This is a genomic window from Rhizobium sp. Pop5 (assembly GCF_024721175.1).
Taxonomy (GTDB): Bacteria; Pseudomonadota; Alphaproteobacteria; order Rhizobiales; family Rhizobiaceae; genus Rhizobium.
The window spans coordinates 218127-234708 of the sequence record NZ_CP099402.1 but is presented as its reverse complement, the minus strand read 5'-3'; the positions used below and the strand labels follow the sequence as shown (position 1 = coordinate 234708).

12 protein-coding genes and 1 pseudogene are annotated in these 16582 nt (G+C 58.2%); 12 read left to right on the top strand and 1 reads right to left on the bottom strand.

Features of this window, described 5'->3' with window-relative positions:
• The first annotated feature begins 432 nt into the window (after positions 1–432).
• The 6 genes and pseudogenes from NE852_RS29185 to NE852_RS29160 all read left to right on the top strand — a co-directional run bounded on the left by NE852_RS29185 (position 433) and on the right by NE852_RS29160 (position 9518).
• Positions 433–1753 (top strand): annotated as a pseudogene (locus tag NE852_RS29185) (O-antigen ligase family protein).
• Positions 1750–3876, top strand: coding sequence for a right-handed parallel beta-helix repeat-containing protein (locus NE852_RS29180; RefSeq protein WP_008532357.1), 2127 nt, complete (start codon positions 1750–1752; stop codon positions 3874–3876). The pseudogene NE852_RS29185 and the gene NE852_RS29180 overlap by 4 nt, the downstream one beginning before the upstream one ends.
• A 365-nt stretch (positions 3877–4241) precedes the next feature.
• Positions 4242–5099, top strand: coding sequence for a WecB/TagA/CpsF family glycosyltransferase (locus NE852_RS29175; protein ID WP_037173906.1), 858 nt, complete (start codon positions 4242–4244; stop codon positions 5097–5099).
• A gap of 14 nt (positions 5100–5113) precedes the next feature.
• Positions 5114–6598, top strand: a complete 1485-nt coding sequence (locus NE852_RS29170; protein ID WP_008532359.1) for a sugar transferase — start codon at positions 5114–5116, stop codon at positions 6596–6598.
• 45 nt (positions 6599–6643) lie between these two features.
• Complete coding sequence (locus NE852_RS29165) at positions 6644–7687, top strand: UDP-glucuronic acid decarboxylase family protein (RefSeq protein ID WP_037173907.1); 1044 nt, start codon at positions 6644–6646, stop codon at positions 7685–7687.
• Between the two features lie 4 nt (positions 7688–7691).
• Positions 7692–9518 carry a glycosyltransferase gene (locus tag NE852_RS29160; protein WP_008532361.1) on the top strand — a complete coding sequence of 609 codons (1827 nt, stop codon included), beginning with the start codon at positions 7692–7694 and terminating at the stop codon, positions 9516–9518.
• Positions 9519–9642: 124 nt separating this feature from the next.
• On the opposite strand, the gene NE852_RS29155 is transcribed toward NE852_RS29160, so the two are convergent.
• Positions 9643–10407, bottom strand: coding sequence for a LuxR C-terminal-related transcriptional regulator (locus tag NE852_RS29155; RefSeq protein ID WP_374992023.1), 765 nt, complete (start codon positions 10405–10407; stop codon positions 9643–9645).
• A 571-nt stretch (positions 10408–10978) separates the two neighbouring features.
• Here NE852_RS29155 and NE852_RS29150 point away from each other — a divergent pair.
• Genes NE852_RS29150 through NE852_RS29125 form a run of 6 tightly spaced genes read left to right on the top strand, consistent with a single transcriptional unit; the run spans position 10979 to position 16498 of the window.
• Positions 10979–11485: an acyltransferase gene (locus NE852_RS29150; protein WP_008532365.1), complete on the top strand. Its 507-nt coding sequence runs from the start codon at positions 10979–10981 to the stop codon at positions 11483–11485.
• Complete coding sequence (locus NE852_RS29145; protein WP_008532367.1) at positions 11482–12519, top strand: Gfo/Idh/MocA family protein; 1038 nt, start codon at positions 11482–11484, stop codon at positions 12517–12519. Before NE852_RS29150 ends, NE852_RS29145 begins: the two co-directional genes overlap by 4 nt.
• Positions 12516–13619 carry a DegT/DnrJ/EryC1/StrS aminotransferase family protein gene (locus NE852_RS29140; RefSeq protein ID WP_008532368.1) on the top strand — a complete coding sequence of 368 codons (1104 nt, stop codon included), beginning with the start codon at positions 12516–12518 and terminating at the stop codon, positions 13617–13619. Before NE852_RS29145 ends, NE852_RS29140 begins: the two co-directional genes overlap by 4 nt.
• A complete protein-coding gene (locus NE852_RS29135) occupies positions 13609–14316 on the top strand; it encodes a DapH/DapD/GlmU-related protein (protein ID WP_008532369.1) in 708 nt (235 codons plus the stop codon). The genes NE852_RS29140 and NE852_RS29135 overlap by 11 nt, the downstream gene beginning before the upstream one ends.
• Complete coding sequence (locus tag NE852_RS29130) at positions 14313–15284, top strand: NAD-dependent epimerase/dehydratase family protein (protein ID WP_008532370.1); 972 nt, start codon at positions 14313–14315, stop codon at positions 15282–15284. The genes NE852_RS29135 and NE852_RS29130 overlap by 4 nt, the downstream gene beginning before the upstream one ends.
• Complete coding sequence (locus tag NE852_RS29125) at positions 15281–16498, top strand: DegT/DnrJ/EryC1/StrS aminotransferase family protein (protein WP_258157145.1); 1218 nt, start codon at positions 15281–15283, stop codon at positions 16496–16498. Before NE852_RS29130 ends, NE852_RS29125 begins: the two co-directional genes overlap by 4 nt.
• Positions 16499–16582: the final 84 nt, after the last annotated feature.

Here is a 16582-nt window from a genome sequence, read left to right as displayed (position 1 = left end):
CGTGTCGCACAGAGAACTAGGATCATGACGCAGAAACATAGCAATCCTAACCTTCCAGGCTTCGACTGCAGAGAGAGCCTCTGACAGAATTATTGCCTCATTCCAGTGAAGCCGCGGCTTGCTGGCCACGCATCACAAGACATTCATCGCCACGGTACCGGTGAACGGAGACGTGCAACATCTGCTCTTAAGGGCAATGCGTGGGCATGAAGACCCGTCTTTTGGGTGATTGCCGGCTGAAAGCTTAGGCGCAACATCGTCTTTGGGTGGAGCGGAGGTGCATTAGGCGTAGCCCGCCCTTCGCTAGGACAGGTTGACTGCGGATATGGCTGGGTGATTGCTTGAGAGCGGCGCCGCCACGAAGGCCGGCATCTGTTTTTGATCCGCCGCGATCCATAGTCGCTTGTCTGTTCTGATCAGTCGAGACGGATAATGAGAGTAGATAGCCTCAGAACTGCCGTCGGACCAACCATCAGTTGGCGGGCTATAGAATGCTGGGGCGCCGGCATATCCATTTTTCTTCAGGCAGGCGCCTTCCTGCCGCTGATCCTCGCAGATTCCGATGGAACGCTCAGCGAGATCTGCCAAATCCATCCTTCGGCTTCCTTGTTTCCCGGTCTACATATTTACGATTATTATCCTGATACGCAATTTTCCCCAGTTTCTACTGGCGCTCAGGCGAAACCTGATCGTTCCCATGATCCTGGTCATGCCATTTCTGTCGACGATGTGGTCAATAGACCCGACGACGAGCTTGCGGCGTGCAATCGGCCTTTTGTTTTGCGTGCTTCTTTCCTACGTTCTGGCGATACGTTTCACCCCAAGGCAGTTGCTGTTCCTGCTGTTCGTGACCTTCGGAGGCTGTATCCTCTTCAGCGTGGTCATCTCCGTGGTGTCGCCAAGCCTCGCCAACATGCCGGACGGCGCCATGCGGGGCGTCTTCATTCACAAGAACGTTCTGGGCTGGTACGCGTGCCTGATGATCCTGGTGGCCACGGCGGTCCTGCTCGACAGGACGCTCGGCCTGCGGCGAACCGCCTTCGTCTTTTTGGCCGCGGGGATCATCTGCCTTGCAAGCTCCGGATCGATGACCGCCATCATTGCAACGTCGGCGTCCTATTGCCTGATCGGCTTTTACACCCTTCTGAAGAAAAGCAGCAGCATCGGCCGCGTCGTCGTCGTTCTGTTTTTCGTTCAGCTGGCTGTCGGCATTCTGATTTCGCTGCACGAGTTCCTGGTTCCGGCCCTTGAAGCGCTCGGCAAGGACGCGACTTTGACCGGCCGGGTGCCATTGTGGGAGCTGGTCGATGTCGAAATATCCGATCGCTGGATGCTCGGCTATGGCTACCAGGCTTTCTGGACAGTCGATAACCCCCAGGCGACGCACATATGGCTGAAATTGGGATGGGCAGCACCCCACGCGCATAATGGATACCGCGATATCCTGTTGAGCTTTGGAGTCATGGGAATGGTCCCGTTTGTTCTGATGCTTCTGCGTGCAATCCGCCAGGGCGCGGTCCTTCAATGCCATGATCCCCAATATGGATGGCTGTGGCTCAATGTCCTGACCATCATGATCCTGGTGATGAACCTGACCGAGAGTTTCTTTCTGGTTCAGAACGACGCCATCTTCATCCTGTTTACCGCAGCCATCATCATGTTTTCGCTGTACGCGCCCGTCGTTTCGGTCAGCCGTTCGACATCCTGGCAGGCGCCCTCGCCAAGCCTTGCAAGCGGGCTGCAGATCTCATGAGGCCGCGTTTCGGAGTGATGCTCAGCATTTTGCCTGTCCTGCTCTCTCCGCAGTCCGGTAATCCGGCTCCGGCCGGGACGGAGATAGATGTGCCCGAACGCCTTCAGATGCTTGTCAGGGAGGCGACTTGCGCGGAAGCTCCCGCGACTTCGTCAGACAAGCTGGATGGGACCTCCTTAAGCGGCCTGTTGAGCGGCGGCACCGGGACGCGGACGATATTTTACGTTTCTCCTGATGGCAAAGACACCTGGAGCGGCCTTCTTGCGACCGCAAGTGAGCAGGGAGACGACGGCCCCTTCGCCAGCATCGAAAGAGCGCGCGATGCTGCCCGCGAGAGGGGCGGCAGCAATACGATCGCGCTCGGTAAAGGCGATTACTACCTCACTCAGCCGATCGTCTTCGATGCCCGCGATGCAGGCTTGATCCTCACGGCAAGATGCAATGAAGCGCCGATCTTGCACGGCGGGCTGCGCGTGGTCGACTGGGCACGGCAGCCGGATGGGCGCTGGACGGCGCCGCTGAAATTGCCGGGGGGTAACGGCGTGGGTGACCTCTTCGTCAACGGGATACGCCAAACACGGGCGCGTTTCCCCAACGCCCCCGCTGACGGCGATCCACGCAAGGGGTGGCTGTTTGCCGCCAAGTGCGAGCCTGCCATCGCCGCGCGGCAGGCAAACACGCGCTTTTGTTTCCATGCCGGCGATCTTCCGGCGATGGACGATCCAGGTGGCCTGGTCGTGAACATCGTTGGAGGGTATCAACCTGGAAGCCAGTGGGGCAATGATACACTTCCTGTCGTGTCCATCGATCGTGCGGGCCGGACGGTCCAAACGAAAGGCACGGACTACTTCTTTACCGCAGAAGGCAGCCGCTATTTCCTGACCGGAGCCAAGGCCTTGCTCGATGCAGCAGGGGAGTGGTGGTACGACCCCGCCGCGGGCGAGCTTTATTATATCCCTGTCGATCGGGCCTTATCCGACTCCGTCGTTGTTGCAGGGATTCTGCCGACATTCTTCAGGTTGGACGGCGCCGGCGGCATGGTTATTTCAGGGCTGGAGCTCAGGGATGGAGCCCCTGACGGCAGCGGCAAGTTCTACACCGAGACCAGAGGATTTGGCGCCATACGGATCGAGCACGCCGATGGCGTCAGGATTCTCGGCAACACGATCGAAAATGTCGGCGTCGGGCTGCATGTGACGGAAAGCAAGGATGCATTGATTGCCGGCAATGTGATTGCTGACGTGGCCGGCAACGGCATTTACGTCGGCACGAATTACGGCACGTTCGGCAAGTCGAGCGGCGCTAGAATCCTTTCGAACCACATCCATGACATCGGAAAGACTTATATCGAAACCGCCGGGATATGGTTTCAGGCGGCCGACAATGTCAGGATCGCCGACAACCTGATCGAAAACACGGCGCAGTTCGGGATCGCCGGCGGTTCGCTGTGGGGGTCCAATGACGCCGTTTACAACGCCGTCATCGAGCACAACGTGGTCCATAACGCCAATCAGCAGACGGCGGATGGCGGCGCCATCAAGATGATGGGCGAACAGGGCGACCGCCTGAACAGCACTATCCGCTCCAATCTCGTGACCGGGACCGATCAGCTCATGAACAGGGCCGATGGGACCTTCTGGCCTCCCCGATATGAGAATACCAACGAATGGCCGTCTCCCATCAGTTGGGCGATCTATACGGATGGCAAGGCGAGCGGGCTGCGGATCGAGGGAAACACGCTCTCGGGCAACGTCACGGCGATCGGCATCAATGGCGGCTGGAGCAACCTGGTGGTGGGAAACGTCATCACCGACGGATCGGGCGCGGCTTTCCGCGTAGATGACAGCACCGGCAGGGGCTGGCGTCCGCCATGGGCCGGCCCCAATCGCATCGAGGACAATACCGTATCGATCGACAGCAGCAGTGGGCTTGCAGCCTACGTCTACGCTCCTGACCATGGGGCCGGATACGTACAGTTCGCGCGCAACCGCTATATCGGCAATTTGAACGACAAGAGCTTCCGAATACATCCGGGGATCATGCGTTCGGGAGAATCTGGCAGCCTTCCGGATCTTCAGAAGGCGGGGGCGGACACCGGAAGCGTTGTCGCGCCGGCTGAGTAGCAGTATTCCTGCGCCAAGTATAAGCCGACACAAAGTATATCCCACTGTCCAGATCCTGTGGCCGGCTTGGCCCTGTCGGATGGCTCTGACGGCTCGCCGACCGGGCGTCATCTCGCCTTTTGGATTGCCATTTCTGTCGAGGCTTCGAGAAGGGCAAACCGCTCTTCCTGGACGGCACTCATCCAAAAGAGCAACGGCGCGAGTAGTAGGGGTATATTACCTTACCTCTAATATTGTAACTTATCCCGGCCTAAGGCGTAGAAATATGAAGTCTCATCTACGTCCAATAGTTGGAGCTGCAAGTATGGAGGCAAACGTCCTGAAAGCATATTCTGATGACAGTTTAGAACGCGAAAGCGCATGTCATGAGAAAGCAACAAGAAGACAGCAGACAGACTTCAGTTCTTAATCCGAAAGACTCCATGGGATGGACCAATGTCCTTGGGGTTCGCATTTCGGCGGTTAATCTCAAAAGCGCGACGGGATTTATTCAAAAAGCCATCGAAGACGGCAGGAAGGAATATGTGTGCGTTCGCGACGCACACGGCGTCATCAGGTGCCAGGATGATCCGGAGCTCCGCTCGATCCATAACCGGGCGTTTCTCGTGACCCCCGACGGCATGCCATTGGTCTGGGCCTTGAAGCATGCCGGCCATCTGGAGAGCGACAGGGTCTACGGACCTGATCTGATGTTGTCTGTTTTCGAGGCCGGCGCATCGAAGGGTATACGCCACTTCCTTTATGGCGCAACGCCCGAGACGCTGCAGCACTTGCAGGCCCGCCTCCTCGCGAAATTCCCGGAAGCTGAGATAGTCGGCTCCTATGCGCCGCCTTTTCATAAACTGTCACCGCAAGAGGAAGCCGATATAGCAGACCGGCTCAACCGATCCGGCGCCGATATCATCTGGGTGGGGCTGAGCAGTCCCAAGCAGGAACTCTGGATGGCGCGCATGCGTGATCGTCTGGATGCATCGATGCTTATCGGCGTCGGAGCTGCATTCGATTTCCACGCCGGCCTCAAGCGGCAAGCCCCAAGGTTCATTCAAAGAAGCGGCTTCGAATGGGCATTTCGTCTTCTGTGCGAGCCGCGACGCCTGTGGCGGCGCTATGCGCTCGTCGTGCCAGCCTTCATCTCATTGACAGCATTCCAGAGACTGGGACTTCGGGAGTTTCCGATCGAGGACGTCGTTTCCGGATCGGGTGCGTCGGGACAAATGCAGTAGGGGAGTAAAGCGTCATGTTTGCGCCGTCAGCGATGACAACAGGCCGCTCTAAGGCATCCAAATCAAATGATACGACGTCGCGGGCGATTCCGGCAGGTTCCGTGCCGCCGGTAGTCAAGACCGGCGACCCCTTTCTGCGGACAGAGTTGAATACCTCAGTCGCCGTAGGGCGCCGGCTTCCTCGGCTTGCAACATCGTCCGTTCTGTTTGCCGGTGACGTTGCAAGCTATTTGGTTGCCTATTTTATTCTGCTGTCTTTTCTTCCCGGTGGTTCGGAGAGCACGATAGCGGAGCGTGCGTTCACGATCGCGGCACTGTCAGCAATCGTTCTTTACGCATCGGCCGGCCTCTATCCTGGATATCGGCTGCATGACCACGAACATCTGCGGCGGCGCACCATAGCCGCCGTCAAGGTGGCTGTCCTGACGGCATTCGCAGCAATTATCCTGCCGGAGGCGGGAGGGCTGCTGCTTGCAGTAATTGCGTTCCTCGGCCTTGGGCTGATGATTCAGCCACTTCTACATTGGCTTGCACGAGGCCTGTGCTTTAGACTTGGAGTGTGGGGGGAGCCCGCGGTTATCATAGCGGGGCGCAACCTTACTCCCGCGCTTGTGGCGCATTTCAAGGACCACTGGCAGTCCGGCATCAGGCCGGAGCCCTTTTCTCCCGACAGTTTTGAGGAGTTGCCCGATGGCGGACCATCCATTGCCATCATTGCGGGCGACGCAGACTCGCTTGTGCCCGACTTGGCGGCGATGCGTCGGAAGTTCGCCGAAGTTATCTTGCTGTGCGACACTCCGAACCTCAAGGTAAGCGGATTGCGACATGCCGATGTCGGCGGAGAGATCGGTATTCGCCTGACCACCAGCGGGAGTTCGTTCAACTCGGATCTGGTTCGCCGGATCTTCGATCTCGCAATCGCCATCCCTGCAGCGATCGTGGTCACGCCATTCATCGCGTTTGCAGCGGCCGCAATCTACGCCATCGATCCGGGCCCCGTCTTCTTCCGGCATACCAGGGAAGGACGGTCCGGCAAGCCGGTGCACGTTCTGAAATTGCGGACGATGTACCAGGATGCGGAACAGCGCCTTGAAGCATTGTTCCGGGACAATCCTGCCATGCGTGCGGAGTGGCTGAGCCACTTCAAGCTCAAGGACGACCCGCGCGTCCTTCCCGTCATAGGACATATGCTGCGCTCTTCGAGCATCGACGAGCTCCCGCAATTGGCGAACATCATGGCAGGCCAGATGGCGTTCGTCGGACCACGCCCGTTTCCGGAGTATCACCTTTCGGCGATGGACAGCGAATTTCGAGACAAACGCCGGTCCGTCACGCCGGGACTCACGGGCCTTTGGCAAATATCCGAACGAAGCGATGCCGATATCGAGCGGCAGCAGCAACTCGACGAGTTCTACATCGACAACCGATCCTTGTGGTTCGATTTCCACATCCTTCTCAGCACAATTCCCGCGGTCCTAAAGGGCAAGGGAGCTTGCTGACCTGTTTCTCGTCTTGAAGGCAATCATCAACAACGGAGCACACCAATGCACGGACACAAGCGAATTATGGTTACCGGCGGCACCGGTTTTCTGGGGTCTTTCCTGTGCGAAAGGCTTTTGAGAGAGGGCAATGACGTCCTCTGCGTGGACAATTACTACACCGGTTCGCGTGACAATGTGCTGCATCTCCTTGACGATCCTCGCTTTGAGATCCTCCGCCATGACATCACCTTCCCGCTCTATGTGGAGGTCGACGAGATCTTCAACCTTGCCTGCCCGGCATCTCCGGTCCACTATCAGCACGATCCCGTGCAGACCGTGAAGACCAATGTGCACGGCGCCATCAATATGCTCGGCTTGGCCAAACGCACCAAGGCGAAGATCTTCCAGGCGTCCACGAGCGAAGTTTACGGCGACCCGGCGGTCCATCCGCAGCCCGAGGAGTATCGAGGCAGCGTCAATCCGATCGGTCCCCGTGCCTGCTACGACGAAGGCAAGCGCTGCGCCGAGACGCTGTTCTTCGACTATCATCGTCAATATGGCGTCGAAATCCGCGTCGCTCGGATTTTCAATACCTACGGGCCGCGCATGCAGACCAATGACGGCCGCGTCGTCTCCAACTTCATCGTTCAGGCGCTTCAAAACGAGCCGATCACCATCTTCGGAAACGGCACGCAAACACGCTCCTTCTGCTATGTGGATGACCTGATTGAAGGCTTCATTCGCCTGATGGGCGCGCCGGCCGGGGTCACAGGCCCGATCAATCTCGGCAATCCTGGCGAGTTTCAGGTCCGGGAACTGGCCGAAATGGTCGTCGAAATGACGGGGTCGAAGTCAGGCATTGTCTTCAAGCCTCTGCCGATCGACGATCCGACGCAGCGCAAACCGGATATCAGCCGCGCCAAGCAAGAACTGGGCTGGCAGCCGACGGTGAGCCTGCGTGAAGGGCTTGAGAAAACGATCGCTTATTTCGAGTGGAAGCTCTCCGGCGGATCGAGGAGCATGCCCAGCACAAGACCCGCGCAAACGGCCTATGCGCCTCTGCCTGTTCCGGCCGTCGGCCTTCCTGTTTCGGAAGCCACGCGATAGGGACATGAATAGCCTCGACACCAATCGCAAACCGAAGCTCGTTTTCTTTCAATGGGACCATCAGCCCAATGTGAACGCAGCCGGTTACCTGCTGCTGCATATGCAGCAGCAGGTCAAATGCCTCAGCACGCATTTTGATGTCGTCGTCGTAAACCGCGACTGCGATTACGCGGAGGTGTGTGAAAGGCACCAACCGGATCTGACGCTGTTTGAAAGTGGCTATCGGTCACACGGTTCACGACGGATAAGGATCAGCAATACCGGTGCCCATGCCGGCGTTCCGAAGCTTGGCCTTCACAATGCCGATCCATGGTGCGACCGGCGCAGTGGCTTCCTTTCCGATATGGAGCACTGGGGCATCGAGACATATTTCTCGATTGGAACCATGACTCCCGAATATATGCCGGAGCTTAGGGGGAACCTGTTCGTCTGGCCAAACTTCATCGATCCCGATGTTTATCGTGACTATGGCCAGCAGAAGGTCATACCGGTCACGCTCACGGGCCAGGTCTATGGACTCTACCCCTGGCGGCAGACTGTCTTTCCGATCATCCGCGACCACTATCCCTGCCTGGTCTCGCCGCAACACAGCTATGAGAGCAAGCTTGCCTCCCAGCTGTTGGCGGGAGAGGCCTATGCGCGCGTCCTCAATGCGAGCTTTGTCGTCCCCACATGTGGAACCGCGGGCGGCGAGGTCGTGCGCAAGCACTTCGAGATCCCCGGGGCAAACGCCTGTCTATTGACGGAGCGCACGGCAGCCGTTGAGGCCGCCGGCTTTTCCGACATGGAGAACTGTGTCTTTGCCGACCACCGCAACGTGGTTGAACGACTGGAATACCTCTTTGCTCATCCCGATGAAATGCAGCGTATCGCGGCAGCAGGCTATCGTTTGGTCCACTCGCGTCATACGCTGAGCCACAGACCCCAAATATATCAATGGTTCATGCTGAACAAAGGCCTGCGATCCGGCGAGAAGATCATCCAGCCCGGACCTTTCAGCGACCTCATAAAGGTCGAACACATCTCGCAGCGGGAGAGCGTCCATATTGTCGGTGAGGCGAGCGATCGCGCCTTGCTGAAGCAGGGCGATTTGCTTCTTGAGCAGGGCAGGGTGGAAGAGGCCAAGCACTGCTACCTCAACTGCCTGAACTATGTGTCCTACCTGCCCGAAGCCAAATTGCGCCTTGCCATCTGCGCATTGCTTGAGGGCGATGCTGATCGCGCCTATGACCTTATGGTGAACTTGATCAAGATAACGATGATCGATTATGGGGCGAGCGACCCAGATCCTGTGGAATGGGCATATTTCCTCCTTGCTTTGGTCTGCAAGGGGCATTTTGAGCAAGCGCGGAGGTTGCGGGACTTCTATCCGAGCCTGGCCCACGACGAACTCAGGCGCATGCGCCTCATTCTCGAGCAACCGGGTCGCGGCAATCGGGCTGCTTCAGAAAGTCGCCAGAAGGATCGAAAAAGCGTCCACCAGCTTCCCAAGCGGAGCGATCAAGAATGGCTTTCATGGGTCGCCGATATTCTTGAGCGTTGTCAGAAGCAGGATCTTGCAAAGGCTCTGCGTCACGTGCCCGTTGCGGCGAACGAAACTGGCGGGCGTGTAGCGTCTCTACACTTCGAACGTGATCTTGGTTGGCCCCTGCGATTCTACTTGGTCATGGATGACCTGATGATCAAACTGCGTCTGAACAGCTTAAGGCCGAATGTGCCACCTTTGCCGGAGTTCGGGTATGTCAGGTATCTTGCAAGGGGCATGGTGCCCCGCTCACAAAGAGGTCGGCTGCGCAGGATCCGAGTGGCGCTTTCCAGGCCTCCTTCGTGACCAAAGGCAATTGACCCGAACGTCTGTCATAGCAGTGCGCGAAAGCGCGTCACATCGAGCTGGATTCATGTGACGCGCTTTAGCTTTTTAATTTCATGCATGTCGGCAGGTCTCTGCCGGCGTATCAGCACAGTTCTCTGCTGATCCCAGAGCCGGAGAGACTATCGGGAAAGAGATCGTTGAGCTTGAACACAACCTCGGTCCTGTTCGTTGCCTTGACCTTTTTCATGATGTTGCGAACGTGGACCTTGACGGTGCTTTCCCGCAGGTTGAGCTCATAGGCAATGATCTTGTTCGCCTTTCCGCGCCGCAGTGCTGCTACGACCTCGGCCTGACGATCCGTGAATATCCCGGCCATCGGGTGCGCCGTCGTGTTGTTCGACTGCAGCAGGTGACGCATGGCGAACAGGGCGCTCGCGGGCACAAAAAGTCCTCCTGCTACCGACAGCGCGATCAGCTCCATGCAGACGCTGATGCTAACGGTGGCCGGTATATAGCCCTTGGCTCCATAGTCGATCGCCCTCACGATCTGGTCGAAATCGTCGCTATCAGCCAATACGATGACCGGTGTCGATGCGAATTCGGACGAAAGGTTCTTGATCTGCTCCGAAACCGCAGGCTCATCGACCATCCTGCCGCCAACGTTCAAGATGATTGCCGAAAGCGGAGGATATTCTTCGCGCTTGACCTTCCACTCATCAATTGATCCAAACGCCAGAACAAGGAAATCCTTCGTGTGGGCGGACATGCATTGCGCAAGGCAATGCCGATCAAGTTCTCTCTTGTCGAGAATGACAAGCGAATGCTTCGGACCTGCCGTTCGGGCAAGCAATGTCGAACCATTTTCGATCTCCAGGGGAAGAGATATGTTTTCTTGCCTGTGGTTTATAGTTACCGAGTTCAACGCCCGATCCTCCCTAGTTTTTTCCACGCTAAACAAAAAGTCGAATGTTCACACACCCCTGCGAACAAGGGAGTTTATTACCAATAGTGCTGATTTAATACCAAATTCCCGCAGTTCTCATAGTAATTAATAGTAGCTACCCCAAGACTTAAGTCCCATAAAAAGCTGTAAACAGTCGTATTTATCAAATTGATCCTTTCATCTCTAAGTCATCTGCATGTCTATATATGAAGTCGTGATATATATTCAGTCGGCTTGGCTAAACCCATGTAAACCAAGCCCGTCTTCGGTTTATGAGCGAGATCGAGTGTGACGTGATCTGCCGCCGATTGTGAGCATTGATCATAAACTTCGGCACGCGATCATCATCCAACCTTCGTAAGCGCCTACGCCTTTAGGAGCATGAGCTTAACCGTTTTGTTCCTTTACTTAGGTCGAGAAAACAATTCTTTTTGGAGGGAAAGAAATAGTTCGTTCTGCTGAAATGAAATCTTGAACGCATCACGCGATTGTCGATTTCAGACACAGCAGGGCTTGTTGAAGGGGTGCATGCGTAATGATTGCATCGAACGTCAGGCTGGATGATAGCTGCGTCATCCATCATCGAGATCTCGTGAATCTCTATGGGTGCACGATCGGCGCGCGAACGCGCATCGGCACCTTCGTCGAAATCCAGAAAAACGTCCTCGTCGGACAAGACTGCAAAATCTCCAGCCATTCCTTTCTCTGTGAAGGTGTGACGCTGGAAGACGGCGTTTTCATCGGCCATGGCGTCATGTTCACCAATGATACCTATCCGCGCGCCGTCAATTCGGACGGCGGTCTGCAGACGGAAGCGGACTGGGTTCTCATCCCCACTCTGGTCAAGCGCCACGCCTCGATCGGCAGCAACGCCACCATTCTGCCTGGCGTGACCATCGGAGAGGCCGCACAGGTCGGCGCCGGCGCTGTCGTAACGAAGGATGTGCCTGCCGGCGCCATTGTCGTCGGCGTTCCGGCCAGGATCATCGGTCACGTTCATGACCGATCAGTCACCATGCAAGCGTTGGGAGAAATGCGATGATCGGTATCGCCGTTGTTGGATATGGGTATTGGGGTCCGAATCTGGTTCGCAACATTTCGGAAGCGGCCGGGGCGCAGCTCATATCAGTCTGTGATCTCAATATAGAACGGCTGGCGGCCGTCAAAGCGCGCTATCCCGCCATAACGATCACCGATAAATTCGAGGAAGTTCTGGCCGATCCGAGAGTGGATGCCATCGCGATTGCGACGCCGGTCTCGACCCATTTCAAGCTCGCAATGCAGGCTATGATGGCCGGAAAGCATGTCTTCGTCGAAAAGCCGATGGCATCGACGACGGAGGAAGCCGCAAGGATGGTCGAGGAAGCCGCGCGCCGGCGCCTCGTGCTGGCCGTGGATCATACCTTCGTCCACACCGGCGCCGTCCGCAAGATGCGTGAACTGGTCGATAGCGGCCTGGGCGATATGTATTACTACGACTCCGTTCGCGTCAATCTGGGGTTGTTCCAGCACGATGTCAGCGTCATCTGGGACCTTGCGGTGCATGACCTCTCCATTCTGGACCATGTCGTGCAGGAAAGGCCGGTGGCTGTTTCAGCGACGGGCATGAGCCATGTGCTCGGCGAGCCGGAGAACATCGCCTATCTGACGCTGTTCTTCGAAAGCAAGCTCATCGCCCACGTTCACGTCAACTGGCTGGCACCGGTCAAGGTCCGCCGCACGCTGATCGGCTGCAGCAACAAGATGATCGTCTATGACGATCTGGAGCCCAGCGAAAAGATCAAGGTCTATGACAAGGGCATCACCATGTGCCCCAATTCCGATGCCTATGGCGAGAAGGTCCATCAGATGCTGGTCGGCTATCGCAGCGGCGACATGTGGGCGCCCAAGCTCGATATGACCGAGGCATTGAAACGTGAGCTGGATCAGTTCGTCGAATGCGTCGAGCAGAATTCGCGCCCCATTGCAGACGGCCAGGCCGGGCTGCGCGTCGTCCGCATCCTTGAAGCAGCAAGCCGGTCGCTCGCCCAGCGCGGTCGTATCATCGAGCTCGAAGAGGCGAGGCGCATCGCATGATCCCCTTTCTGGACTTGAAAGCACAATATCAATCGATCAAGAGCGAAATCGACGCCGCCGTGCTCGGCGTCCTCGCCTCGGGGCAATATGTGCTGGGCGAGGAAGTCATCCGCCTCGAGCAGGAATTTGCTGACTATTGCAACGTCAAGCACGCCATCGCCGTCAATACCGGAACGAGTGCCCTGCATCTGTCCCTGCTTGCTGCGGGCGTCGGCCCCGGCGATGAGGTCATCACCGTGCCGTTCACCTTCGTCGCGACTGTGTCGGCGATCTGCTACACCGGCGCAACACCCGTATTCGTCGATGTGGAGCCCGTGACGCTCACGATGGATCCGGCTCAGCTCGAAGCGAAGATCACCTCCCGGACCAAGGCGATCATTCCCGTCCATATCTACGGCCAGATGGCCGATATGGATGGCATCATGGCAGTGGCCGATCGGCATGGGATTCCGGTCATCGAGGACGCCTGCCAGGCACATGGCGCCCGGTACAAGGGCGCGCGCGCCGGCAGCATCGGCGCATCCGGCTGCTTCAGCTTCTATCCGGGCAAGAATCTCGGTGCCTGCGGCGAGGGCGGTATCGCCGTCACGAACAGCGACGAGCAGGCCAAGACGATGCGCATGCTGCGGGACTGGGGTCAGGAGCAGCGCTATCATCATCTGCTGAAGGGCTTCAACTATCGCATGGACGCCATCCAGGGCGCCATCCTGCGCGTCAAGCTCCGGCATCTCGAAGCCTGGACCGAGGCCCGTCGCTCGCATGGTCGCCGCTACTCCTCGCTGCTTGCGGGATCGCATCATTTGCGAACGCCTGTCGAAGCTGCCGAGCGGCGGCATGTCTACCATGTCTATGCCATCAGAAGCCACGATCGCGACGGCCTGCAGCGTGTGCTCACGGCAGAGGGCATTCCGTCCGGTTTGCACTATCCGATCCCTGTGCATTTGCAGAAGGCCCATGCCGACCTCGGTTACCAGGTCGGCGACTTCCCGATCTCGGAAGCCGCCGCACGCGAGGTTCTCTCCTTGCCGATCTATCCTGAAATGCCGGTACAGCACGTCGATCAGGTCGCGGCTGCGCTGGAGTATGCCTATGTCAGCTGAGGCTCGCATCGTGCAGGCCGTTCACGGCCGCAGCCAGAAGCCGGCAGATCCGGCCTATGTGGCGGGGCTCGCCGAAGAGCTCAAGCAATCCTATGGACGCGCCGGGCTGATCGAGCTCTACGGCCGCTTCGCGACAGGCGACGGCGTCGTCGACAGCCTGATGCGGAAAGCCATCTGGCAGGCGATTGCGCGGAGCTGCGGCACAGGGTTGCAGGTCGCAGGCGGTGCCGGTTTCAAACACCCGGAAACATTCGAAATCGGCGACGGCGTGTTCATCGGTGCCCAGGCCTATATCCAGGGACGTTTCGACGGCACCTGCAAGATCGGCAACAATGTCTGGATCGGCCCGATGGCCTATTTCGACGCGCGCGATCTGGAAATCGGAGATTCCGTCGGCTGGGGGCCGGGCGCCAAGGTGCTCGGCTCGACCCACACGGCGCTGCCAATCGATGTTCCGATCATTCGCACGGATCTTGAAATCAAGCCGGTCCGCATCTGTGCGGAGGCCGATATCGGAACGAATGCGACCATTCTTCCCGGCGTGACCATCGGGAAGGGGGCGATCGTTGGAGCGGGGGCCGTTGTCGTTTCGGACGTCGAGCCGTTCTCGGTTGCCGCGGGTGTACCTGCGAAATTCATACGTTGGCGTTCGGAGAATGATCCGATGACGAACATGTCGCGTGAGGGAAGATCATGAGAAACAAACGGGTGCTCATTACCGGCGGCGCCGGTCTGATCGGTTCGCATATCGCCGATCTTGTCGCATTGGAAAAACCTCGCGAGATCATCGTCCTCGACAATTTCGTTCGCGGGCGCCGGGACAACCTCAGCACGGCAATATCAAGCGGGTCCGTCAACATTATCGAGGGCGATATCCGCGACAGAGCGCTTCTGGCGAAAACCTTCGAAGGCGTCGACATCGTCTTTCACCAGGCGGCGATCCGCATTACGCAATGCGCGGAAGACCCACGGCTCGCTTTCGATGTGCTGGCCGAGGGCACGTTCAATGTTCTCGAAGCTGCCGTGAAGGCAGGCGTGTCGAAGGTCGTCGCGGCCTCCTCTGCATCGGTGCTTGGCCTCGCCGAAAGCTTCCCAACCACCGAACAGCATCATCCCTACAATAACCGGACGATCTACGGCGCGGCCAAGACCTTCAACGAGGGTTTGCTGCGCAGCTTCGCGGAAATGTACGGCCTACGTTATGTCGCGCTACGCTATTTCAACGTCTACGGACCGCGAATGGACGTTTACGGCGCCTATACGGAAGTTCTGATCCGCTGGATGGAGCGTCTTGCGGCCGGAATGCCGCCGCTCATCTATGGAGACGGCAGCCAGACGATGGACTTCGTCGACGCGCGCGACATCGCGCGGGCAAATATTCTCGCCGCGAAGAGCGACGTCACGGACGAAGTCTTCAATGTCGCGAGCGGCCAGGAAATAAGCCTCCTGGGACTCGCGCAGATGCTGAGCAGCGTCATGGGCGTTTCACTTGAGCCACAACACAAGGAAGCTCGCACCGTCAACGGCGTAACCCGTCGTCTCGCCGATATCAGCAAGGCCGAACGGCTCCTCGGCTTCAAGGCGGAGATTTCAATGGAACAGGGGCTTCGCGATCTCGTTGCCTGGTGGCAGCAGCAGACCGCTGCGGGAGGGGCTGCAGCATGAGTTCACCTCAATCCACAATTCCCGTCGCCAAGCCCGTCCTCGGAGAGGAAGAGGCCGAGGCCACGCGCCGCGTCATCCTGTCGGGATGGGTGACGCAGGGCCCGGAAGTCGCGGCTTTTGAGAAGGAATTCGCGGCCTTCGTCGCCGCCGAACACGCTTGCGCCGTTTCCAACTGCACGACGGCGCTTCATCTCGCCTTGATGGCGGTCGGCGTAGGTCCCGGTGACGAAGTCATCACGGTCAGCCATTCGTTCATCGCCACCGCGAACGCCGTTCGATACTGCAATGCGGTGCCCGTCTTCGTCGACATCGAGCCTGACGGCTACAATATCGACCCCAGCTTGATCGAAGCGGCGATCACGCCCCGCACCAAAGCAATCCTGTGCGTGCATCAGCTCGGCATGCCCTGCGATCTCCGTTCGATCGTGGAGATCGGCAAGCGCCATTCGATACCGGTCATCGAGGATGCGGCCTGTGCATCGGGAAGCGAAATCCTGTGGGAAGGGCGTTGGGAAAAGATCGGCAAGCCGCATGGCGATATTGCCTGCTTTTCCTTCCATCCCCGAAAGGTCGTGACCACGGGTGATGGCGGCATGCTGACGACTGCGAACCCGGACTATGACCGAAAATTCCGGCTGTGGCGCCAGCATGGCATGAGCGTCACCGACGCGGTCCGCCACGGCTCGAAGCAGGTGATCTTCGAGGACTATGATGAGCTCGGCTATAACTACCGTATGACCGACCTCCAGGCCGCTGTCGGACGGGTGCAACTACGGCGCCTGCCGGAGCTGGTCGCCCAGCGAAGGCGCTTAGCCTCGCTCTATTGCGAGGGACTGTCCACGATCCCGGGTCTGTCGATTCCGACCGAGCCCGGCTGGGCTCGCAGCAACTGGCAGAGCTTCTGCGTGAGATTGTCCGACGAAATCGACCAGCGGGCAGTCATGCAGACGCTACTCGATCAAGGGATATCGACGCGGCGTGGCGTGATGAACATTCATCTGGAGGGAGCCTATACCGATCAGAGCTCCCATCGCGCCGCCACCAGCCTGGCGCGAAGCGTTTCGGCGCAGCAGCAAACCGTCATCCTGCCGCTTTATGCCCAGATGACGGAGGTCGATATCGTCAGGGTCGTCGAGGCATTGCGCCAGGCCCTTGCTGAGGCCACCACCGGGCGCGTCGTCCGTCAGTCCATTGAGGACGTCGTACCGGCTTGAACTCCGCGGTGGATACGACATCAGGAAAGCGCGCATCATCCGATGCGCGCTCAACTTGTTGACGAAGCCTCCTCCGTCATGCTC